This window comes from Croceivirga thetidis, from assembly GCF_012272815.1.
GTDB classification, from domain to species: Bacteria; Bacteroidota; Bacteroidia; order Flavobacteriales; family Flavobacteriaceae; genus Croceivirga; species Croceivirga thetidis.
In genome coordinates, this window is sequence record NZ_JAAWWL010000002.1 from 1,176,210 (window position 1) to 1,193,885 (window position 17,676).

The window sequence follows — 17,676 nt, forward strand, 5'->3', positions numbered from 1 at the left end:
TGTGAACCGGTCTAAATTAGTTTTCTGGTTAGTATTCGTTATCACTACAACGGGCCTTTGGGCTCAAAACGCAGTAGTAACAGGTGTTGTTTTTGATGAAGACCAGAAACCATTGGCCAACGTCAATGTAAGAGTGGGTGAGATCGGAACTTCTACCGATGAAAATGGTTTTTACAAAATCGAAATAATCGCTGAGAAAAAGACTTCCATAACTTTCTCGCACATTGGTCATAAAGAGATAGTTCTAAACGACCTAATCTTAAACACTAACGAAACCTTTGAATTCAACCCAATACTGAATACCAAAGTAGTTCAAATGGATGAAGTTGAAGTAACTCCCTTAGGAAGAAAAACGGTTGAAGGTATCACAACGATTTCCCCAGAAGTAGTTCGTAAAATCCCAGGGGCGAATGCTGGGGTAGAAAATCTATTAAAATTGTTGCCGGGGGTTTCTTTTAACAATGAATTGAGTACGCAATACAATGTTCGTGGTGGCAACTTTGATGAAAATTTGGTCTACATCAATGGAATAGAAGTGTACCGGCCATTCCTAATTCGTTCTGCACAACAAGAAGGCTTTAGTTTTATAAATAGTTCAATGGTTGCTAATGTCGATTTTTCAGCTGGTGGTTTTCAAGCCAAATATGGTGATAAACTTTCCTCTGTTCTAGATATAACTTATAAAATACCGAGTTCATATGCATTACAGGTTGATGGCAGTTTATTGGGAGCGGGACTTACTCTTGAAACTACTTCTAGCGACAATTCTTTTACCAGTATTTCTGGAATTAGATACCGCAACAATTCATTACTTGTTAATACCCAACAAACACAGTCAAACTTTCAACCCTCGTTTTTAGATGCCCAATCTTTTTTAAAATATCATTTCTCAAAAAAATGGAATATGTCGTTTCTGGGTAATTTTTCTTTGAACGACTACCAGAACGAACCTATTTCTAGACAAACAAATTTTGGTTCTTTATTGGAACCTCGTGCTCTAGTTGTTGAATATGAAGGAAATGAAAATAATAAGTACCAAACTGAATTTGCAGCTCTTCAAGCGCAATTCAATCCTAATCAAGATATACAATTAGGCCTTACAAGTTCAGTATATCATACCGCTGAAGAGGAATTTTCTGATGTGATCGCAGAATATGAATTGGGTGATGTTGATACAAACTTGGGCAGTGAAAACTTTGGCGAAATTATTAATCCTGGTAGTGCTGGTGGTCAAATCATTAGGGCTCGAAATCAATTGGATATCTTAATCTTCAATATTTCACACAAAGGAAGAATCAAAAAAGATAATAGCTCATTACAGTGGGGGCTTAAATATACATTTGAAGATGTGAGGGATGATTTACGCGAATCTGAATTTTTGGATTCGGCTGGTTTTTTCATTCGTCCAAACACTCCTGAATTTATCAATAACCAACCAGCAGAACCCTTCGATGGCGATATCGTGCCTTTTGAAAGTGCAAGAGCTAGAAATTTTGTTTCAACTAATAGGATATCAGGATTTCTACAATATGATAAAAATACTACTTGGGGTAATACCAATATCTATTACAATTTTGGAATTCGGGCCCAGTATTGGTCACTTTCCGGTGAAGACATCGTTTCAAATTCCCAGTTTCTTGTTAGTCCGAGAGCACAATTGGCCCTTAAGCCAGATTGGGAAAAAGACATGCTTTTTAGATTGGCCATCGGTAGTTATCAGCAACCACCATTTTACAGGGAATTACGTGATATCAACGGGCTTGTGAATCCTGAGGTAGAGGCTCAAAAATCAATTCATATTGTTCTGGGTAATGAATATAGCTTCAACTTATGGGACAGGCCCTTTCGACTAACCAGTGAAGCTTATTATAAAAACCTGTACAATATAAACACCTATACCCTTGAAGATGTTAGAATCAGATATCGAGCAAATAACAAAGCCGAGGCTTATGCTTATGGTATTGATTTTAGGCTAAACGGAACACTACTTCCTGGAGAAGAATCCTGGTTGAGCATAGGTTATCTAAAAACCGAGGAAAACCAGAATGGCAGGGGCTTTATTTCACGACCTTCTGATCAACGATTAAAGCTGGGTATTTTATTTCAAGATCACATGCCAACAATTCCAAATCTAAAACTATATGTGAATTTGGTCTACAATACTGGGGTTCCCGGAGGCTCTCCCAATAATGCCGATCCCTATAATTTTCAGAATAGATTAAGAGATTACAGACGAGCCGATTTAGGAATTTCATATATTTTTGTCGACAATCAAAACCAATACCCTCGAGGACATTGGTTGCATCGATTTAAAAATTTTAATGTGGGGTTTGAAATTTTCAATTTATTCAACAATCAAAATTCAATTACCAACACTTGGGTTCGCGACGTGGAGACACAGCGACAATTTGCAATACCAAATTTTTTGACCTCACGCATTTTGAACTTAAAATTTGGCTTGAAATTTTGAGGATTTTGAAAAATACAATCATCATCTTGTTTTTCTTTTTTGCTGCCTTTCTGCAAGGCCAAAAGAACATTTATGAAAGTAATCGGTTTGATGAATTGACTGAAGAACATGAAATTTTAGCCATAATTCCTTTTGTTACCCAGCTGGAACTTGATAATGCTGAATCAAAGGAAAAACTACGCCAATTGGCTGAGCGTGAAGGTTACGCGGTACAAAATGCACTTGAAACCTACTTTTCGAGGCGAAAAAAAAGAAAAAAGTTCAATGTTGATTTTCAAAATGTAGAAAACACGAATGCCCTTTTGGCAAAAGAAGGCATAACCTATAGTGATTTGGACATCTACACTACAAAACAGCTTTGTAAGATTTTAAAAGTCGACGGTATTATCAGTGGATCCCTTGACCTGAACATTCTTCTTTCCAAGGGAGTACCTACCAATTTTACTTTCTTGGATTATTTCTCAGAGTCCAATTATGGGAGAATAGGTATAAAAATAAGCGATGGCGAAACTGGCAAATTACTTTGGAAGTATGAAAAGTCCATCACCAAAAAAACCGGGAAGGATACCGATGAAGTTATTGATAAAATGATGAAAGCGGCCTCTCGTAAATTTCCATACGATAAAGAAAGAAGGCGTAAGCGTAAAAATTAGCTCACTGCAAATTCTTTCAACACCTGTATTACATAGTCTAATTCTTCTATGGTGTTGTAGTGCGAAAAAGAGAACCGGATTGAAGGCTTTTGCTGTTCTTCTTCTGATAAAATACTAGTTAGAACATGAGAACCTTTGTTACTACCGGATTGACAAGCACTGCCTTTTGAACAGGCTATCCCTTTCAAATCCATATGAAATAAGAGCATAAGTGCCTTTTGGGTGTCAAAAGGCAAACGAGCATTCACCAAGGTATAGGTACTTTTCGTAAGGTCACCAGAAAGTCCGTTGAACTCAATACCTGGCAAGGCTTGTTTCAAGTTCTTGATGAAATGTTTTTTTAGCCCGGTTACATAAGCCCGTTCTGATTCCATGCTTTGGTAGGCCGCATTAAAAGACTCTTCTAGTCCTACAATATTATGGAATGCTTCTGTACCGGCCCTAAATCCACGTTCTTGGGAGCCGCCGACTATCAATGGCTTAAGACCGGAATTTTTACGGATAAAAGCAAAACCAATACCCTTTGGTCCATGAAATTTATGGGCTGCCGCTGTTAGGAAATCAATCGGAGTCGATTCTAAATCCCACTCAAAATGCCCAATCGATTGTACAGTATCAGAATGAAAAAGAGCATTGTTTTCCTGACATAGACCACATACTGTTTCTAAATCCAACAAATTACCTATCTCATTGTTGACATGCATCAAACTAACCAATTTCTTGGTATCGTCTTGCTTTAGTAATTTGTCCAAATGATTTAAATCTGGATTTCCGTTTTCATCTAGATTTACAAATTCAAGTGAAATGCCGTACTCTTCGGCTAATTCTTCACAGGTATGAAGCACCGCATGATGTTCAATTTTTGAGGTGATTAGGGTTTCTACTCCCAAATCTCTGACGGCACAACGCAAAATCATATTATCAGCTTCTGTACCACCAGATGTGAAGATTATTTCAGACGCTTGGCAGTTCAACTGTTTTGCGATGGTCTTTCGGGCACTTTCAATATGGGATTTTGCAGTTCTACCAAAACTATGGGTAGAAGAAGGATTACCATAAACTTCTCCCAAAGCCTTCTGCATTTTTTCAATGACTTCTGACCTTACTTGCGTAGTCGCTGCACTATCTAGATATACTTTTTGCATTTTTGAATGGCTAGAATACGATGGGCAAAAATAGCGATTGCAGCGTTAATTTATGCCAAAAAGGAAATGTTGATTCGCACTAAATTTGGAATTCAATTAACTTTGACGACATGAAAAAAACATTTCTTGTAGTTCTGTTGGCCTCGCTTATTTCATGTAGCGATGGTGATTTGCAAATAGAAACCTTAGATTTTGATAGCGCCAGTTTGGACCAGTGCGGAACTGCAGGCTTAACCACTGATTTATTCTTTAAAATCAATCAAGAAGAAGCATTAATTCTTGAACTACCGGCGGATTTATTTCTAAACGAAATATCCACCGAGACGATTTCCAGAACAATTCCGAGCCAGGCTCAACTCACATATCGGGTTTTTAATGATAATGTTAGTAATAGCTATTTCTGTAGTGATTTCCCTCCTGCAACCCCAATTGTTACTGAAGAGATAGAAGCAGATTCCGGAACGGTCTTAGTAACAACAACCCAAGAAGACGATACAACTTTTAGACATACAATTCAATTGGATAATATTCAATTGGTAAATGCTGCTGGAGAACGAATTACCGATTTGACAATTAATGAGTTTGGGTCTTTTACTACAACCGTTTCCAACTAAGGGTTTTGGAAAATGTAGACCTCTGTAGCTCCCAGTCCATACTTTTTGTATTCCGCATCGTAGAACTTTAGGTTTTCGTATTTGTTGAAAAGGTATTTTAGTTCTTCTTTGAGCACCCCCTCGCCCACTCCGTGGATGAAAACGACTTTTTGTATTCTATTTCGAATTGCAAATTCCAATTGCCGCCTCGCCGTTTGCAATTGAATCTCTAGCATATCAAAATTACCCATTCCTTTAGTTGACTTAACCAATTGGTGAATATGCAGGTCAACCTCCATTTTTGGAGCATTCCGTTCTTTTGGTTTTACAACCTTAGCTTGCTTTTTTTTAGGAAGTTCTTTTTGTTTTTTGATTTGGGCAACCTCATAATTACTTACTTGAATCTCATCTGTAATTTTCACAAGTTGCTGAGGCCGATATCTAAAAGTGAATCCATCTTCTGTTACTACTTCTATTTCGTTTCCTTCGAAACCCATAACTTCTCCTCGTAAGGCTTCATCCAATACCTCAACTATGTCACCGACTTTAAATTTCATTTGTCAAATGAAAAATGATACTAATCAATATTCAATGTTCAAAAATAATAGTATTTTCAGCCATAGTTAGCTAACCGATATGCGTATTAAACTTTTGCTTCTTCTTATCGTCTTAGAAGACTATATGCTGCCATGCTTTAGCAAGCAGCTCTTTGGCATCGATTGCCCAGGATGTGGATTACAAAGGTCAGTTGCTTTTTTGATCAGAGGGGATTTTGTTGAGGCCTTTAAAATGTATCCGGCGATTTATACTTTGATTCCCCTGGCATTGATCTTAATAACAAATCGATTTATTACCATAAAGTACTATAACAACTTGGTGATTGCACTAAGTATTTCATCCGTTCTATTGATTTTAACCAACTATATTTTAAAACTTTTACACTTACACTAAATATTTCACTTATGGAACAACAAAAATTACCAAACGTTACAATATCGTTAGTACTCGGAATTATATCCTTTTTTTGCTGCTGCTTAAGCTCTGGCTTAGGTGGTGTAATCATGTCTGGAATCGCCTTTTTCCTTTTGAAAAAAGATGAAAAGACATATCAACAAAATCCAGAAAACTACAGCAATTTCAGCCAACTTAAAACAGCTAAAATAATTGCAATCATAGGTCTCGTTTTAGGAGCTTTGACCCTTATCTGGTCAATATACCAAATCTATCAGATGGGTGGTATTGAAGGATATATGGAAAAAACCAAAGAGGTTTACGAACAAATGGGTATTGAAATCGAATAAATTCAAAATCTTTTAATAATATCTAGTAATCGTTTATGGATAACTCAATTAACCAACCACCGAAACCAGATAATTATCTGGTATGGGCAATTTTAAGTACTGTATTGTGCTGTATCGTTACTGGCATACCCAGTATTATTTATGCCTCTAAAGTGAACGAAGCCTATGAACGTGGCGAATATGAAATTGCTCAAGAAAATTCCAGAAAGGCCAAGAATTGGGCTATTGCTGGACCAATAATTGGCATAGTAGTTTGGTTACTTTACATACTTGTTTTTGGTGGCTTAGCTTTCATGGGAGCGTTGAATGGTTAGCCAGAGACAACTAAAAATTGTTCTTATTGGAGTGTCTCTCGTTGCGGGGGCACTCCTTTTTTTTCTATTTAATCCCAGTGGACAGTTCTTTTTTCCAAAATGCCCAATTCATGACCATTTAGGCATCTATTGTTCGGGATGCGGTAGCCAAAGGGCCATTCACGACCTTTTACACCTTCGCATTTACGATGCGGTAAGTCATAATCTATTACTTATTCCAGCATTAATTACAATTGCAATTGAGCTTTCGATGCGGTTTTTTTATCCGCATAAAAAAAGCATATTCTATTATAAATACACTCCCTTAATTGTACTTGGAATAATCGTAATATTTATGATTTTGAGAAATATTGACCAAAGTCCCTTTAACTGGCTGGCCCCTTAATTGGCTACTTCACTGATAAATTTCAATCGGTACAATCGAAGTTCATCTTCTTCATAGTCCCCATCAAATTCTTCTTGTGCTGCTGAAATGGAGTCTGTCTCTGCCTCTAGAAAGTAATCGTGTATTTCTTCTTGTTGGTCCTCATCCAAAATTTCATCCACCCAGTATTGCAGATTCAATTTGGTACCACTAAAAACAATTTGTTCCATTTCTTTAATGAGGTCTGTTAACTCTAGCCCTTTTGCTGAAGCTATATCATCCAAGGGCAATTTTCTATCTACATTTTGAATGATATACAATTTAAGACCTGAATTGGCTCCTGTACTTTTAACGACTAGGTCATCAGGACGGGTAATTTCGTTTTCTTCGACATACTTGGAGATAAATTCAATAAATGGTTTTCCATACTTTTTGGCTTTTCCCTCGCCTACGCCATGAACATTTGCCATTTCGTCAAGACTAATGGGATATTTAAGGACCATATCATCCAAAGAAGGATCTTGGAAAACTACAAAAGGAGGTACTTCATGCTTTACCGCCTCTTTCTTTCGTAAGTCCTTAAGCAATTTGAGAAGTTTAGTATCGGCTGCCGCACCACCTGATTTCTGTTCGGCTACAATGGCATCATCATTTTCTTGACTATACACATGATCATGCGTCATCATAAATGATGTTGGGGCATTTAAAAACTCTTTGCCGGAATCCGTGATATGAAGTATACCGTATTGCTCGATTTCCTTTTTTAATAGTCCAGCGACCAGTACTTGACGAATTAGGGCCATCCAATAACTTTCGTTTTTTCCACTGCCTGACCCAAAAACGTCTTTTTCATGAGCTTTATGCGATGTTACCAGAGCATTGGTCTTTCCAACTAACGTTTTTACAACTTCTTTGCTCTTGAACTTTTCCAAGGTAGCTTGAACTCCTTTTAAGAGAATGACTACGTTATCCTTGGCTTCTTCCTTAGGTTTAGGATTTCGAACGTTATCATCCATATCACCTCCCTCGCCGGTCTCCGTATCAAACTCCTCACCAAAATAATGCAGGATGAACTTTCTTCTAGACATAGAAGTTTCGGCATAGGCTACAATTTCTTGCAATAAAGCATTACCTACTTCTTGTTCTGCTACTGGCTTACCTGACATGAATTTTTCTAGCTTTTCGACATCCTTATAAGAGTAGAAAGCCAGACAGTGACCTTCTCCCCCATCTCGACCAGCTCTTCCGGTTTCCTGATAATAGCTTTCAATACTTTTCGGTATATCATGGTGAATTACAAAACGTACATCTGGCTTATCTATACCCATTCCAAAGGCTATTGTTGCCACGACTACATCAACATCCTCCATCAAAAACATATCTTGATGTTTTGCCCTTGTTTTGCCATCAAAACCAGCATGGTATGGCACAGCGCTAACACCATTCACTTGAAGTATTTGAGCTAATTCTTCTACCCTCTTTCTACTTAGACAGTAAATAATTCCTGATTTGCCTTGGTTTTGTTTAACAAAGCGGGTAATATCAGCGTCAACATTTTTTGTTTTCGGTCGTACCTCGTAGTAAAGGTTGGGTCTATTAAACGAGGCTTTAAAAACCTGAGCGTCTGTCATCCCCAAATTTTTGGTAATGTCTTCCTGTACCTTAGGGGTGGCCGTAGCAGTTAAAGCGATTATGGGAATGTTATCTCCCAACCTATTGATAATGCTTTTTAAATTGCGGTATTCAGGTCTAAAATCGTGGCCCCATTCAGAAATACAATGTGCTTCATCTACAGCTACGAATGATAGTGGAACGGTTCTTAAAAACTCAATGTAATCTTCTTTGGTAAGTGACTCGGGAGCGACATATAATAATTTAGTGACCCCACAGCTAATGTCGTCCATTACCCTTTTTACTTCCGTTTTGGTAAGGGAGGAATTCAATACATGTGCCACGCCAGTCGACTCAGAGACACCTCTCATGGCATCTACCTGATTTTTCATTAAGGCGATTAAAGGTGATACCACTATTGCAGTACCTTCTTTCATCATGGCTGGAAGTTGATAACAAAGTGATTTGCCGCCCCCTGTGGGCATAATGGCAAAGGTGTCTTTGTTTTGCATGATGCTCTTAACTACATCTTCCTGAAGCCCTTTAAATGTGGTAAAACCAAAGTACTTCTTCAATGCAGCATTCAAATCCATCTTCATCTATCCTTGATTAGGTAACATAAAATTCAACAAACGGTTTGGCATTAAAAACGAATAAGTCTTCAGTTTGTTTAATTTTGTAATCTTAAATATAACACATTCTTTCAGCAAATCAATTGAAGAATCCCAAGAATACTTTGAATATTAATAGTAGTGCTATCGACATTGCTAAACGCACATTTCAAAACGAAAGTACGTCCATTGCGAATTTAGCCAACCTGCTTAACAATCAATTTGAGTTAGCTGTAAAATGTATCTTACAATCTAAGGGAAGGGTTATTATTTCTGGTGTAGGAAAAAGCGCGTTGATTGCCTCAAAAATTGTTGCAACCCTTAATTCTACTGGGACTCCTGCAATTTTCATGCATGCAGCCGATGCCATACATGGTGACTTGGGTACTATTTTAAAAGACGACGTTGTTATTTGTATTTCAAAAAGTGGAAATACTGAAGAAATCAAAATGTTGATTCCTTTAATAAAAAGAGGTAAAAACAAACTGATTGGTCTAACCGGCAATCTTGATTCTGTATTAGCAAGGCAGGCTGATTTTGTATTGAACACTCATATTGAAAAGGAAGCTTGCCCTAACAATTTGGCTCCAACAACAAGTACAACAGCCCAACTGGTTATGGGAGATGCATTGGCCATTGCCTTATTGGAAATTCGGGGATTTAGTAGTGAGGACTTTGCAAAATACCATCCGGGGGGATCGTTAGGAAAACGCCTCTACCTGCGTGTGGAAGACATTGTAAGTAATAATTTAAAACCACATGTGACGCTTGACACACCCGTGAAAAAAGCAATTGTTGAAATATCTGAAAAAATGTTGGGTGTAACCGCAGTAACCGACCAAGGTAAAGTTGTTGGCATTATAACTGATGGTGATATTAGAAGAATGCTAAATCAGCACGATAATATTAAAAATTTGACTGCTAGTGATATCATGACTAAAAATCCAAAAACCATTTCCTCAGATGTATTGGCGATTAAAGCGATGGAAATGTTGCGGGAAAATGGAATTTCACAACTCTTGGTTTTAGATAAAGGCAAATATCGAGGGGTAATACATATCCATAATTTGATTAATGAAGGTCTAGGATAATGGCTAAAGTGACAAAAGACCCAAATGAAATGTCCTTTTTGGACCATTTAGAAGAATTACGGTGGCATCTTATACGGTCCATAGGTGCAATCATAATAGTTGCCACGGTGGCATTTGTAATGAAAGATTTTATTTTCGGAATTATTTTCGGCCCTAAAAATCTTGACTTTCCAACATATCGATTCTTCTGCAACATAGCGACCTTTTTCGGGATCACCTCTGATTTCTGCGGCGATGAATTACCGTTTACCATTCAGAGTCGATTAATGGCTGGACAATTCTCTGCCCATATCTGGACTTCAATTTGGTCAGGTTTCATAATTTCCTTCCCCTATGTCCTTTGGGAATTATGGCGATTTATTAGTCCAGGGTTACATGCCAACGAAAGAAAGTATTCCCGAGGATTCATTTTTGCAGCCTCCACTTTGTTTTTTATTGGAGTACTGTTCGGATATTACGTTGTCGCTCCACTTTCAATTAATTTTTTGGGTACGTATCAAGTTAGCGATGTAGTAAATAATGAAATTGATTTGGGCTCATACATTGGTACCGTTAGAGCATCAGTAATTGCGTGCGGAATTATGTTTGAACTCCCAATCATTATTTTCTTCTTGACTAAAATCGGTTTGGTAACACCAGAGATTTTAAAAAAATACCGAAAAATTGCATTGGTAGTTGTATTAATTGTTGCCGCGGTAATAACACCCCCTGATGTTACCAGTCAGATTATAGTCGCAATACCGGTTTTGGTCTTATATCAAATTAGTATATACATTTCAAAACTCGTTTTAAAACGGGAAGCTAAAAGAGAAAAAGCACTAAAAAATGCCAAATAAAGTTGAAGAGTTCAATGCCTACAGGCAAAAGATGAATGAAAAGCTCTTAGCAGAAAACAACAAACTTATCAAACGGATTTTCAACTTAGACACCAATGCCTACATGGAAGGTGCCCTAGATGTAAAAACCAAAGAATTACTTGGCCTGGTTGCCTCTGCGGTACTTAGATGTGATGATTGTGTAAAATACCATTTAGAAAGCTCTAAGAAGGAAGGCGCGAGCAAAGAAGAGGTTATGGAAACCCTTGGCATTGCTACCCTCGTTGGTGGAACCATTGTGATTCCCCATCTAAGAAGAGCCTTTGAATTTTGGGAAGAACTCGAAGCGATGGAAGCCTAAATATTTCAAAAATATAGAATTGGGGGAATCATTAATGGTTAGCTTTGAGCGTTTATGAAACTTAGTGCAGAAAACATAATGAAGGCCTATCGAGGCCGTAAGGTGGTAAAAGGAATTTCGCTTGAAGTCAATCAAGGTGAGATTGTCGGATTGCTTGGACCAAATGGTGCTGGGAAAACCACTTCGTTTTACATGATTGTTGGGCTGATAAAGCCAAATGGCGGAAAGATTTTTTTGGATGATATGGAAATCACTGAATTTCCTATGTACAAAAGGGCACAGAATGGTATCGGCTATTTAGCCCAAGAAGCCTCAGTTTTTAGAAAATTGAGCATTGAGGATAATATTTTAAGTGTTTTACAGACCACTAACCTTTCCAAAAGGGAGCAGCATATAAAGATGGAATCATTAATTGACGAATTCGGGTTGGGCCATATTCGAAAAAACCGGGGCGATCTATTATCTGGTGGTGAACGCAGGCGAACGGAAATTGCCCGAGCACTTGCTACCGACCCAAAATTCATTTTATTGGATGAACCATTTGCTGGTGTGGACCCCGTAGCCGTTGAAGATATACAACGTATTGTAGCCCAGCTTAAAAATAAGAATATCGGTATTTTAATAACGGACCATAACGTACAAGAAACTTTGGCCATTACCGAACGTTCCTATCTTATGTTTGAAGGAGGGATTTTAAAAGCAGGGATTCCTGAAGATTTAGCACAGGACGAAATGGTTCGTAAAGTTTACCTAGGTCAAAACTTTGAACTTCGTAAAAAGAAATTGGAATTTTAATTCTTAGGCTGCACTAATAACGAAGTAAAAATATAGAGGGCTATTACAATTGGTATGGCCAAAAACCTCATCAATATCAATAGGATCAAACTTCCAATAAGAAAAAGGTATTTTATTCCATTGTCCTTAAAACTATAGTTCTCCAACTTTAACGAAAAGAGATTTATTCTCGAGTTAAGTAGAAATGCGCTTAATACTGTCACTCCCATTAAAAACCAAGGGTTTAGAATGATATTATTAAGAATTGGTGTATTCTGATGCATCAATATCATTGGCAAGGACAAAATTAGTAAGGCATTTGCCGGAGTTGGCAAACCTTTGAAAGATGTGACTTGATTTTCATCAACATTGAAAATTGCCAAACGATAGGCTGAGGCCATGGTTATCAAAAAGCCAAATAAGGGTAAAATACCAACTTCAGAGTGCATTCCGAACATATCCAAGTTCCAACCATCTTTTTCAGCCATGGTGAGCAATTGGAACATTACAATTCCAGGCACCAAACCACTTGTTATCATATCAGCCAGAGAATCCAACTGTAACCCAATTTCGCTATAAGCCTTTAGTAGTCTTGCGGCGAGACCGTCTAAAAAATCAAATAGAATCCCTAAGAAGACAAAAAGAGCTGCCAAATCTAACTTGTTTTGAACCGCTAGAACCGTTGCAATACAGCCGCTTAGAACATTCAAAAGTGTAATAAAGTTGGGTAGGTGTTTCATGGTTGGTTTTTGTTGACTTTAACCTTTCGAGTGTCACGCCCGCAAAAAGGAAATCTTTTTCTGATTCGACGTAGAGCTCATATTTAATATTCACGAATATCGATAAAAAATACTTTTTTAGATTTTGTGAAGAGTTCACTTGAAACCAAAATGTGATATTTGCAAGGCAAATCTTGATATGGGAAAACGTTTCTTTCTAATCGTATTTTTTCTGGCGCAACTTTTTGCTTATTCGCAAGTACCAAAACTATCAGACAAGGCAGAAATCAGTGTAATGACTTGTGCCGGAGATCCAAGCGTTCTTTACTATGCTTTTGGGCATACAGCATTTCGGGTTCATGACCCGATAAGAGGTATCGATGTTGTATACAACTACGGTACATTTGATTTTGGCCAACCCAATTTCTACTTGAATTTTACCAAGGGTCGGTTATTGTATTCACTAAGCAGAAGCAGTTTTGAAAGGTTTTCGTTTACTTATGAAATGGAAGGAAGATGGGTAAGGCAACAAGTTTTAAACCTGACACCTGAAGAAACCAATCAAGTTTTTCAATTTTTTGAATCAAATTTCTTGCCTGAAAACAGGGAATATCTCTATGACCCATTGTTTGATAATTGCTCAACGGTCATGGCAAAAATCTTGACTGAAAATTTCGGCGATGAAATTTTATTTGAACCACCAAAAGATGAGACATTAACCAAAGAAAAGAGTGCACAACCGACGTTCAGAGATTTGGTTAAAAGTCATCTACAAACGAATTCATGGGGTGATTTTGGAATAAACCTGGCCTTCGGTGCGGTAGTAGACCGCAAAGCTACTTTAAGAGAACGAATCTTTTTACCCTACCAAGCAATGTACCAAGTTCGGGCTGCCAAAAAGGATGGCAAACCGCTATTACGAAAAGAAGAAATCGTCGTTGATTTACCAGAAATAAAGGATAATTCTTCCTTTTTTACCACACCTTGCTTTGTATTTCTTTTGCTACTGGCCTTCATTGCATGGATAACCTTTAAGGACCATCGCAATTCGTATCACCGTAAATGGCTTGATTTTAGCTTGTTATTTATTTCAGGGTTTATTGGTCTTTTTTTGATGGTATTATGGTTTGCAACAGACCATGTGTATACAAAGAGTAATTGGAATGTCTTATGGTTATTGCCGGTGAATATGATAATGGCATTTGTTGTAGTTCGAAAAAATCTAATGCCCGTGTGGTTCAAAAAATATCTTTGGTTAGCAATTGGTTTGATGGGGCTTACCATTATGCTCTGGATTTTTAAGGTTCAGGTATTTTCGCCGCTTAACCTGATTTTAATGACAATTTTGAGTGTTCGTTATTGGTTTATGTTAAAATTTAAATCTGCATGAACCTACTTACCGTTGAGAATATTTCAAAATCATATGGAGAAGTTGAATTGTTTTCCAATATTTCTTTTGGCATAAATGAGGGGCAAAAAATTGCGTTGGTCGCTAAAAATGGTACTGGTAAAACCTCTATTTTAAATATCATTTCAGGTAAAGATGCTACCGAAAAAGGCCAGGTAACCAAACGTAAGGGAATTCGAATCTCATTTTTAGAACAAGAACCTGATTTGAATCCTGAGCTTACCATTGAAGAAACGATTTTCGATTCGGATAATGAAATTCTAAGTGTTATTGCCCGATACGAGGAGGCCCTGCAAAATCCCGAAGACCAAGAAAATTATCAAAAAGCATTCGAGGCCATGGAGCAGAATGGTGCTTGGGATTTCGAAACACTTTACAAGCAAATTCTGTTTCGTTTTAACCTCTCTGAACTAAACCTTAAAGTCAGTGTGCTTTCAGGAGGACAGAAAAAAAGATTAGCCCTTGCCAATGCCTTAATAAACAAACCTGACCTTTTAATTCTAGACGAGCCTACCAATCATTTGGACTTAGAGATGATTGAGTGGCTTGAAGATTTCTTTAAAAAGGAAAAAATTACCCTGTTCATGGTCACGCACGACCGATACTTTTTGGAACGGGTTTGCAATGAAATTTTAGAACTGGATAACAACCAATTATATGGTTACAAGGGGAATTATTCATACTATTTGGAAAAACGGGAGGCACGCTTAGAAAGAGAAACCGTTGAGCAACACAAGAACAAAATACTATACAAAAAAGAACTGGATTGGATGCGTCGGCAACCAAAAGCCAGAACTACTAAATCAAAATCTCGTATTGACGACTTCTTTGAAATAAAATCCAAGGCCAAACAACGTAGAAAAGACCATGAGGTTCAACTAGAATTGAACATGGAGCGATTAGGCAGCAAAATTGTAGAACTGCACAATCTTTCCAAGTCTTTCGGTGATAAAATCATGCTTGAAAAATTCAACTACAATTTCTTGCGTGGTGAACGAATCGGCATAATTGGTAAAAATGGAACTGGCAAGTCAACATTTTTGAACCTCTTGACAGGAAGTGAGTCTTCGGACTCAGGAAAGGTAGTTATAGGTGAAACGGTCAAGTTTGGTTACTATACTCAAAAAGGGATTGAAATAAAGGAAGGTCAGAAAGTAATTGATGTTATTCGAGAATTTGGAGACTACATTCCATTAAAAAAAGGTCGGCAAATCTCAGCGCAACAGTTGTTGGAGCGGTTCCTTTTCGATAGAAAAAAACAATATGATTTCGTTGAAAAACTTAGTGGTGGGGAGCGCAAACGTCTTTATTTGTGTACAGTCTTGATACAGAATCCTAATTTTTTGATTTTGGATGAGCCCACCAATGATCTGGATATTGTAACCCTGAATGTACTGGAGAGCTTTTTACTCGACTTTCCTGGTTGTTTGCTAGTAGTATCGCATGACCGTTACTTTATGGATAAGATTGTGGACCACCTTTTCGTCTTCAAAGGAAACGGTGTTGTTGAGGATTTCCCTGGAAATTATTCTGATTACAGGGTCTATGAAGACAGTCAAGAAGTATCCTCTTTAACTATAAAAGAAAAGGTTTCAGAGGAAAAAGTGGAATGGAGGGATAAAGAAAACTCACGCAAACTTTCCTACCACGAACAGAAAGAATTCAAACTATTAGAACGAGCCATTGAAAAGTTGGAGCAAAAGAAAAAGGAACTTCAAGACCAATTTTCAGATGCAAGTCTCGATGGGGAGGCCATCAACAAAATTTCTATAGAATTAGGTGAACTTGATAGTGAATTAGAACAAAAAACAGAACGTTGGTTTGAACTTTCATCTTTAATGGAATGAAATTGATTTCCTATTTGAAATTCCTCTTAAAATCAACGAACCATCATGGCGTACACTCCCCTTTCGTATTTAAGTATTTGACGGAGTGTGTTTATAAGAAACCACAAGTATCCCAAATAAAAACCCAAGATATATTACTTAAAAGCATCGCTTTTTTTGAGTTTAAAAATATCTGGTTGGAAGAGAGTCGAGAGGTTCAGCAGCTAATAGAAGATGATTTCCCGAATGTTCATCTAAATGATGAAAATCCTGATTTTGTATATTACCCATCCCCTTTGATTGCACAAATCCCCTTCAACAAGCTTCACAATGACGGTATGATTTTAATTGATAAAATTCACAATTCCACCAAGAATTATTCGTCATGGCTTGAACTTGTCAAATCTTCAGATATTAGTGTTAGTATCGATTTCTACAATTGCGGAGTTCTTTTTATTCGTAAAGAACAAGAAAAGGAGCATTTCTATTTACGCCCTTAATGGCATATTTTTATAAGGAATAATTAATGTGACAAGGCATGAATAATATCATTTATATCGTTTTTGGTGTTTTAGCTGTCATTTACCTATACATTCTTCTAAAGAATAGAAAAAACAACAAGAAGAGAAAGTCACGCAATTTTATGGACGGGAAACGAAGGCACAATTAATGAAAATCTATACTAAAACCGGCGACAAGGCAACAACCTCATTATTCACGGGAACACGTGTACCTAAACACCATATTCGTATTGAGAGTTATGGAACCCTTGATGAATTGAACTCATATTTGGGTTTGGTTAGAGATCAAGAAATTAATTTGCATTACAAATCAGTACTTGAGAAAATTCAGGACAAGCTCTTTACGGTTGGAGCAATTCTTGCGACGGAACCTAAAAAAGATGAAAGACTCAAAATTGAGCGTATTGATGCAGTGGACATTAATTTGCTTGAAGAGGAGATAGACGCAATGAATGAAGAACTCCCACCAATGACGCATTTTGTAATACCTGGGGGTCACACTACCGTGTCATACTGTCATATTGCGCGAACTGTCTGTAGAAGGGCCGAACGAATGATTTCCTATCTCAACGAAAACGAACCTATACCCGATGCTGTTCTGGCCTACATAAATAGGCTTTCCGACTACCTATTTGTCTTGGCACGAAAATTGTCCTCGGACTTAAATGCAGAAGAAGTCAAGTGGATTCCTCAAACGAAATAGGAATAAATCACTTCTTTTTGCGTTAGAATTCACAAAATGAAAATATTTTTTAAATAAATCAGTTTTCACTTGACTGGTATCATTTAAAAATTATTTTTGCAAAAATTTTAAAATCAGACCATTACTATGTATTGGACATTAGAGTTAGCATCCTACTTAAGCGACGCCCCTTGGCCCGCCACAAAGGACGAATTAATTGATTACGCCATACGTACTGGCGCACCTTTAGAAGTGGTCGAAAATCTTCAATCAATGGAAGAAGAAGGAGGAGAGATTTATGAATCCATTGAAGAAATTTGGCCTGATTATCCTACTGAAGAAGATTACCTCTGGAATGAGGATGAATACTGATAAAACAAGTTAAACACGTTTAAAAAGCCTCTTAATTGAGGCTTT

The 17,676-nt window shown here is 37.4% G+C and carries 20 protein-coding genes; 16 read left to right on the forward strand and 4 right to left on the reverse strand.

What is annotated here, in order from left to right; all coding sequences use genetic code 11:
* Position 1 precedes the first annotated feature (1 nt).
* The gene (locus HCU67_RS12960; protein WP_168553028.1) at positions 2 to 2,470 is read left to right on the forward strand and encodes a carboxypeptidase-like regulatory domain-containing protein; all 2,469 of its coding nucleotides are present in this window, start codon (positions 2 to 4) and stop codon (positions 2,468 to 2,470) included.
* A gap of 5 nt (positions 2,471 to 2,475) precedes the next feature.
* A complete protein-coding gene (locus HCU67_RS12965; RefSeq protein WP_168553029.1) occupies positions 2,476 to 3,123 on the forward strand; it encodes a hypothetical protein in 648 nt (215 codons plus the stop codon).
* On the opposite strand, the gene HCU67_RS12970 is transcribed toward HCU67_RS12965, so the two are convergent.
* Positions 3,120 to 4,268 (reverse strand): cysteine desulfurase family protein, encoded by a 1,149-nt coding sequence (locus HCU67_RS12970; protein WP_168553030.1) that lies wholly within the window; start codon positions 4,266 to 4,268, stop codon positions 3,120 to 3,122. The two genes, HCU67_RS12965 and HCU67_RS12970, sit on opposite strands and share 4 nt — an antisense overlap.
* A gap of 110 nt (positions 4,269 to 4,378) precedes the next feature.
* Between HCU67_RS12970 and HCU67_RS12975 the strand changes: the two genes are divergently transcribed.
* Positions 4,379 to 4,882 carry a hypothetical protein gene (locus HCU67_RS12975; protein ID WP_168553031.1) on the forward strand — a complete coding sequence of 168 codons (504 nt, stop codon included), beginning with the start codon at positions 4,379 to 4,381 and terminating at the stop codon, positions 4,880 to 4,882.
* On the opposite strand, the gene HCU67_RS12980 is transcribed toward HCU67_RS12975, so the two are convergent.
* Complete coding sequence (locus tag HCU67_RS12980; RefSeq protein ID WP_168553032.1) at positions 4,879 to 5,418, reverse strand: Smr/MutS family protein; 540 nt, start codon at positions 5,416 to 5,418, stop codon at positions 4,879 to 4,881. The genes HCU67_RS12975 and HCU67_RS12980 overlap by 4 nt on opposite strands.
* Before the next feature lie 124 nt (positions 5,419 to 5,542).
* On the opposite strand from HCU67_RS12980, the gene HCU67_RS12985 reads away from it, so the two are divergent.
* The 4 genes from HCU67_RS12985 to HCU67_RS13000 are packed head-to-tail and all read left to right on the forward strand — an operon-like array spanning position 5,543 to position 6,861.
* Complete coding sequence (locus HCU67_RS12985) at positions 5,543 to 5,812, forward strand: DUF2752 domain-containing protein (protein WP_345890720.1); 270 nt, start codon at positions 5,543 to 5,545, stop codon at positions 5,810 to 5,812.
* Between the two features lie 11 nt (positions 5,813 to 5,823).
* The gene (locus tag HCU67_RS12990; protein ID WP_168553034.1) at positions 5,824 to 6,162 is read left to right on the forward strand and encodes a CCC motif membrane protein; all 339 of its coding nucleotides are present in this window, start codon (positions 5,824 to 5,826) and stop codon (positions 6,160 to 6,162) included.
* A gap of 35 nt (positions 6,163 to 6,197) precedes the next feature.
* On the forward strand, positions 6,198 to 6,476 hold the full coding sequence (locus HCU67_RS12995) for a CD225/dispanin family protein (protein ID WP_168553035.1): 279 nt from the start codon (positions 6,198 to 6,200) through the stop codon (positions 6,474 to 6,476).
* Complete coding sequence (locus HCU67_RS13000; protein ID WP_210423706.1) at positions 6,469 to 6,861, forward strand: DUF2752 domain-containing protein; 393 nt, start codon at positions 6,469 to 6,471, stop codon at positions 6,859 to 6,861. Before HCU67_RS12995 ends, HCU67_RS13000 begins: the two co-directional genes overlap by 8 nt.
* On the opposite strand, the gene HCU67_RS13005 is transcribed toward HCU67_RS13000, so the two are convergent.
* Positions 6,858 to 9,050, reverse strand: coding sequence for a RecQ family ATP-dependent DNA helicase (locus HCU67_RS13005; protein ID WP_168553037.1), 2,193 nt, complete (start codon positions 9,048 to 9,050; stop codon positions 6,858 to 6,860). The genes HCU67_RS13000 and HCU67_RS13005 overlap by 4 nt on opposite strands.
* 137 nt (positions 9,051 to 9,187) lie before the next feature.
* Here HCU67_RS13005 and HCU67_RS13010 point away from each other — a divergent pair, with 137 nt between their 5' ends.
* From HCU67_RS13010 to lptB, 4 genes are read left to right on the forward strand one after another with little or no spacing between them, the layout of a single operon-like run.
* Positions 9,188 to 10,153, forward strand: a complete 966-nt coding sequence (locus tag HCU67_RS13010; RefSeq protein ID WP_168553521.1) for a KpsF/GutQ family sugar-phosphate isomerase — start codon at positions 9,188 to 9,190, stop codon at positions 10,151 to 10,153.
* Entirely contained in the window at positions 10,153 to 10,989 is an 837-nt protein-coding gene (tatC, locus tag HCU67_RS13015; RefSeq protein ID WP_168553038.1) for a twin-arginine translocase subunit TatC, read from the forward strand. Before HCU67_RS13010 ends, tatC begins: the two co-directional genes overlap by 1 nt.
* Positions 10,979 to 11,329 (forward strand): carboxymuconolactone decarboxylase family protein, encoded by a 351-nt coding sequence (locus tag HCU67_RS13020; RefSeq protein WP_168553039.1) that lies wholly within the window; start codon positions 10,979 to 10,981, stop codon positions 11,327 to 11,329. Before tatC ends, HCU67_RS13020 begins: the two co-directional genes overlap by 11 nt.
* A gap of 54 nt (positions 11,330 to 11,383) precedes the next feature.
* Positions 11,384 to 12,124: an LPS export ABC transporter ATP-binding protein gene (gene lptB / locus HCU67_RS13025; RefSeq protein WP_168553040.1), complete on the forward strand. Its 741-nt coding sequence runs from the start codon at positions 11,384 to 11,386 to the stop codon at positions 12,122 to 12,124.
* Here the strand turns inward: lptB and HCU67_RS13030 are convergent.
* On the reverse strand, positions 12,121 to 12,843 hold the full coding sequence (locus HCU67_RS13030; protein WP_168553041.1) for a CDP-alcohol phosphatidyltransferase family protein: 723 nt from the start codon (positions 12,841 to 12,843) through the stop codon (positions 12,121 to 12,123). The genes lptB and HCU67_RS13030 overlap by 4 nt on opposite strands.
* Positions 12,844 to 13,021: 178 nt before the next feature.
* Between HCU67_RS13030 and HCU67_RS13035 the strand changes: the two genes are divergently transcribed.
* The 5 genes from HCU67_RS13035 to HCU67_RS13055 all read left to right on the forward strand — a co-directional run bounded on the left by HCU67_RS13035 (position 13,022) and on the right by HCU67_RS13055 (position 17,631).
* Positions 13,022 to 14,212 (forward strand): lipoprotein N-acyltransferase Lnb domain-containing protein, encoded by a 1,191-nt coding sequence (locus HCU67_RS13035; protein ID WP_168553042.1) that lies wholly within the window; start codon positions 13,022 to 13,024, stop codon positions 14,210 to 14,212.
* Positions 14,209 to 16,077, forward strand: coding sequence for an ABC-F family ATP-binding cassette domain-containing protein (locus tag HCU67_RS13040; RefSeq protein ID WP_168553043.1), 1,869 nt, complete (start codon positions 14,209 to 14,211; stop codon positions 16,075 to 16,077). The genes HCU67_RS13035 and HCU67_RS13040 overlap by 4 nt, the downstream gene beginning before the upstream one ends.
* On the forward strand, positions 16,074 to 16,556 hold the full coding sequence (locus HCU67_RS13045; RefSeq protein WP_168553044.1) for a hypothetical protein: 483 nt from the start codon (positions 16,074 to 16,076) through the stop codon (positions 16,554 to 16,556). Before HCU67_RS13040 ends, HCU67_RS13045 begins: the two co-directional genes overlap by 4 nt.
* 169 nt (positions 16,557 to 16,725) lie before the next feature.
* The gene (locus HCU67_RS13050) at positions 16,726 to 17,280 is read left to right on the forward strand and encodes a cob(I)yrinic acid a,c-diamide adenosyltransferase (RefSeq protein ID WP_168553045.1); all 555 of its coding nucleotides are present in this window, start codon (positions 16,726 to 16,728) and stop codon (positions 17,278 to 17,280) included.
* A 126-nt stretch (positions 17,281 to 17,406) separates the two neighbouring features.
* A complete protein-coding gene (locus HCU67_RS13055) occupies positions 17,407 to 17,631 on the forward strand; it encodes a DUF2795 domain-containing protein (protein WP_013551418.1) in 225 nt (74 codons plus the stop codon).
* The last annotated feature ends 45 nt before the right edge of the window (positions 17,632 to 17,676 follow it).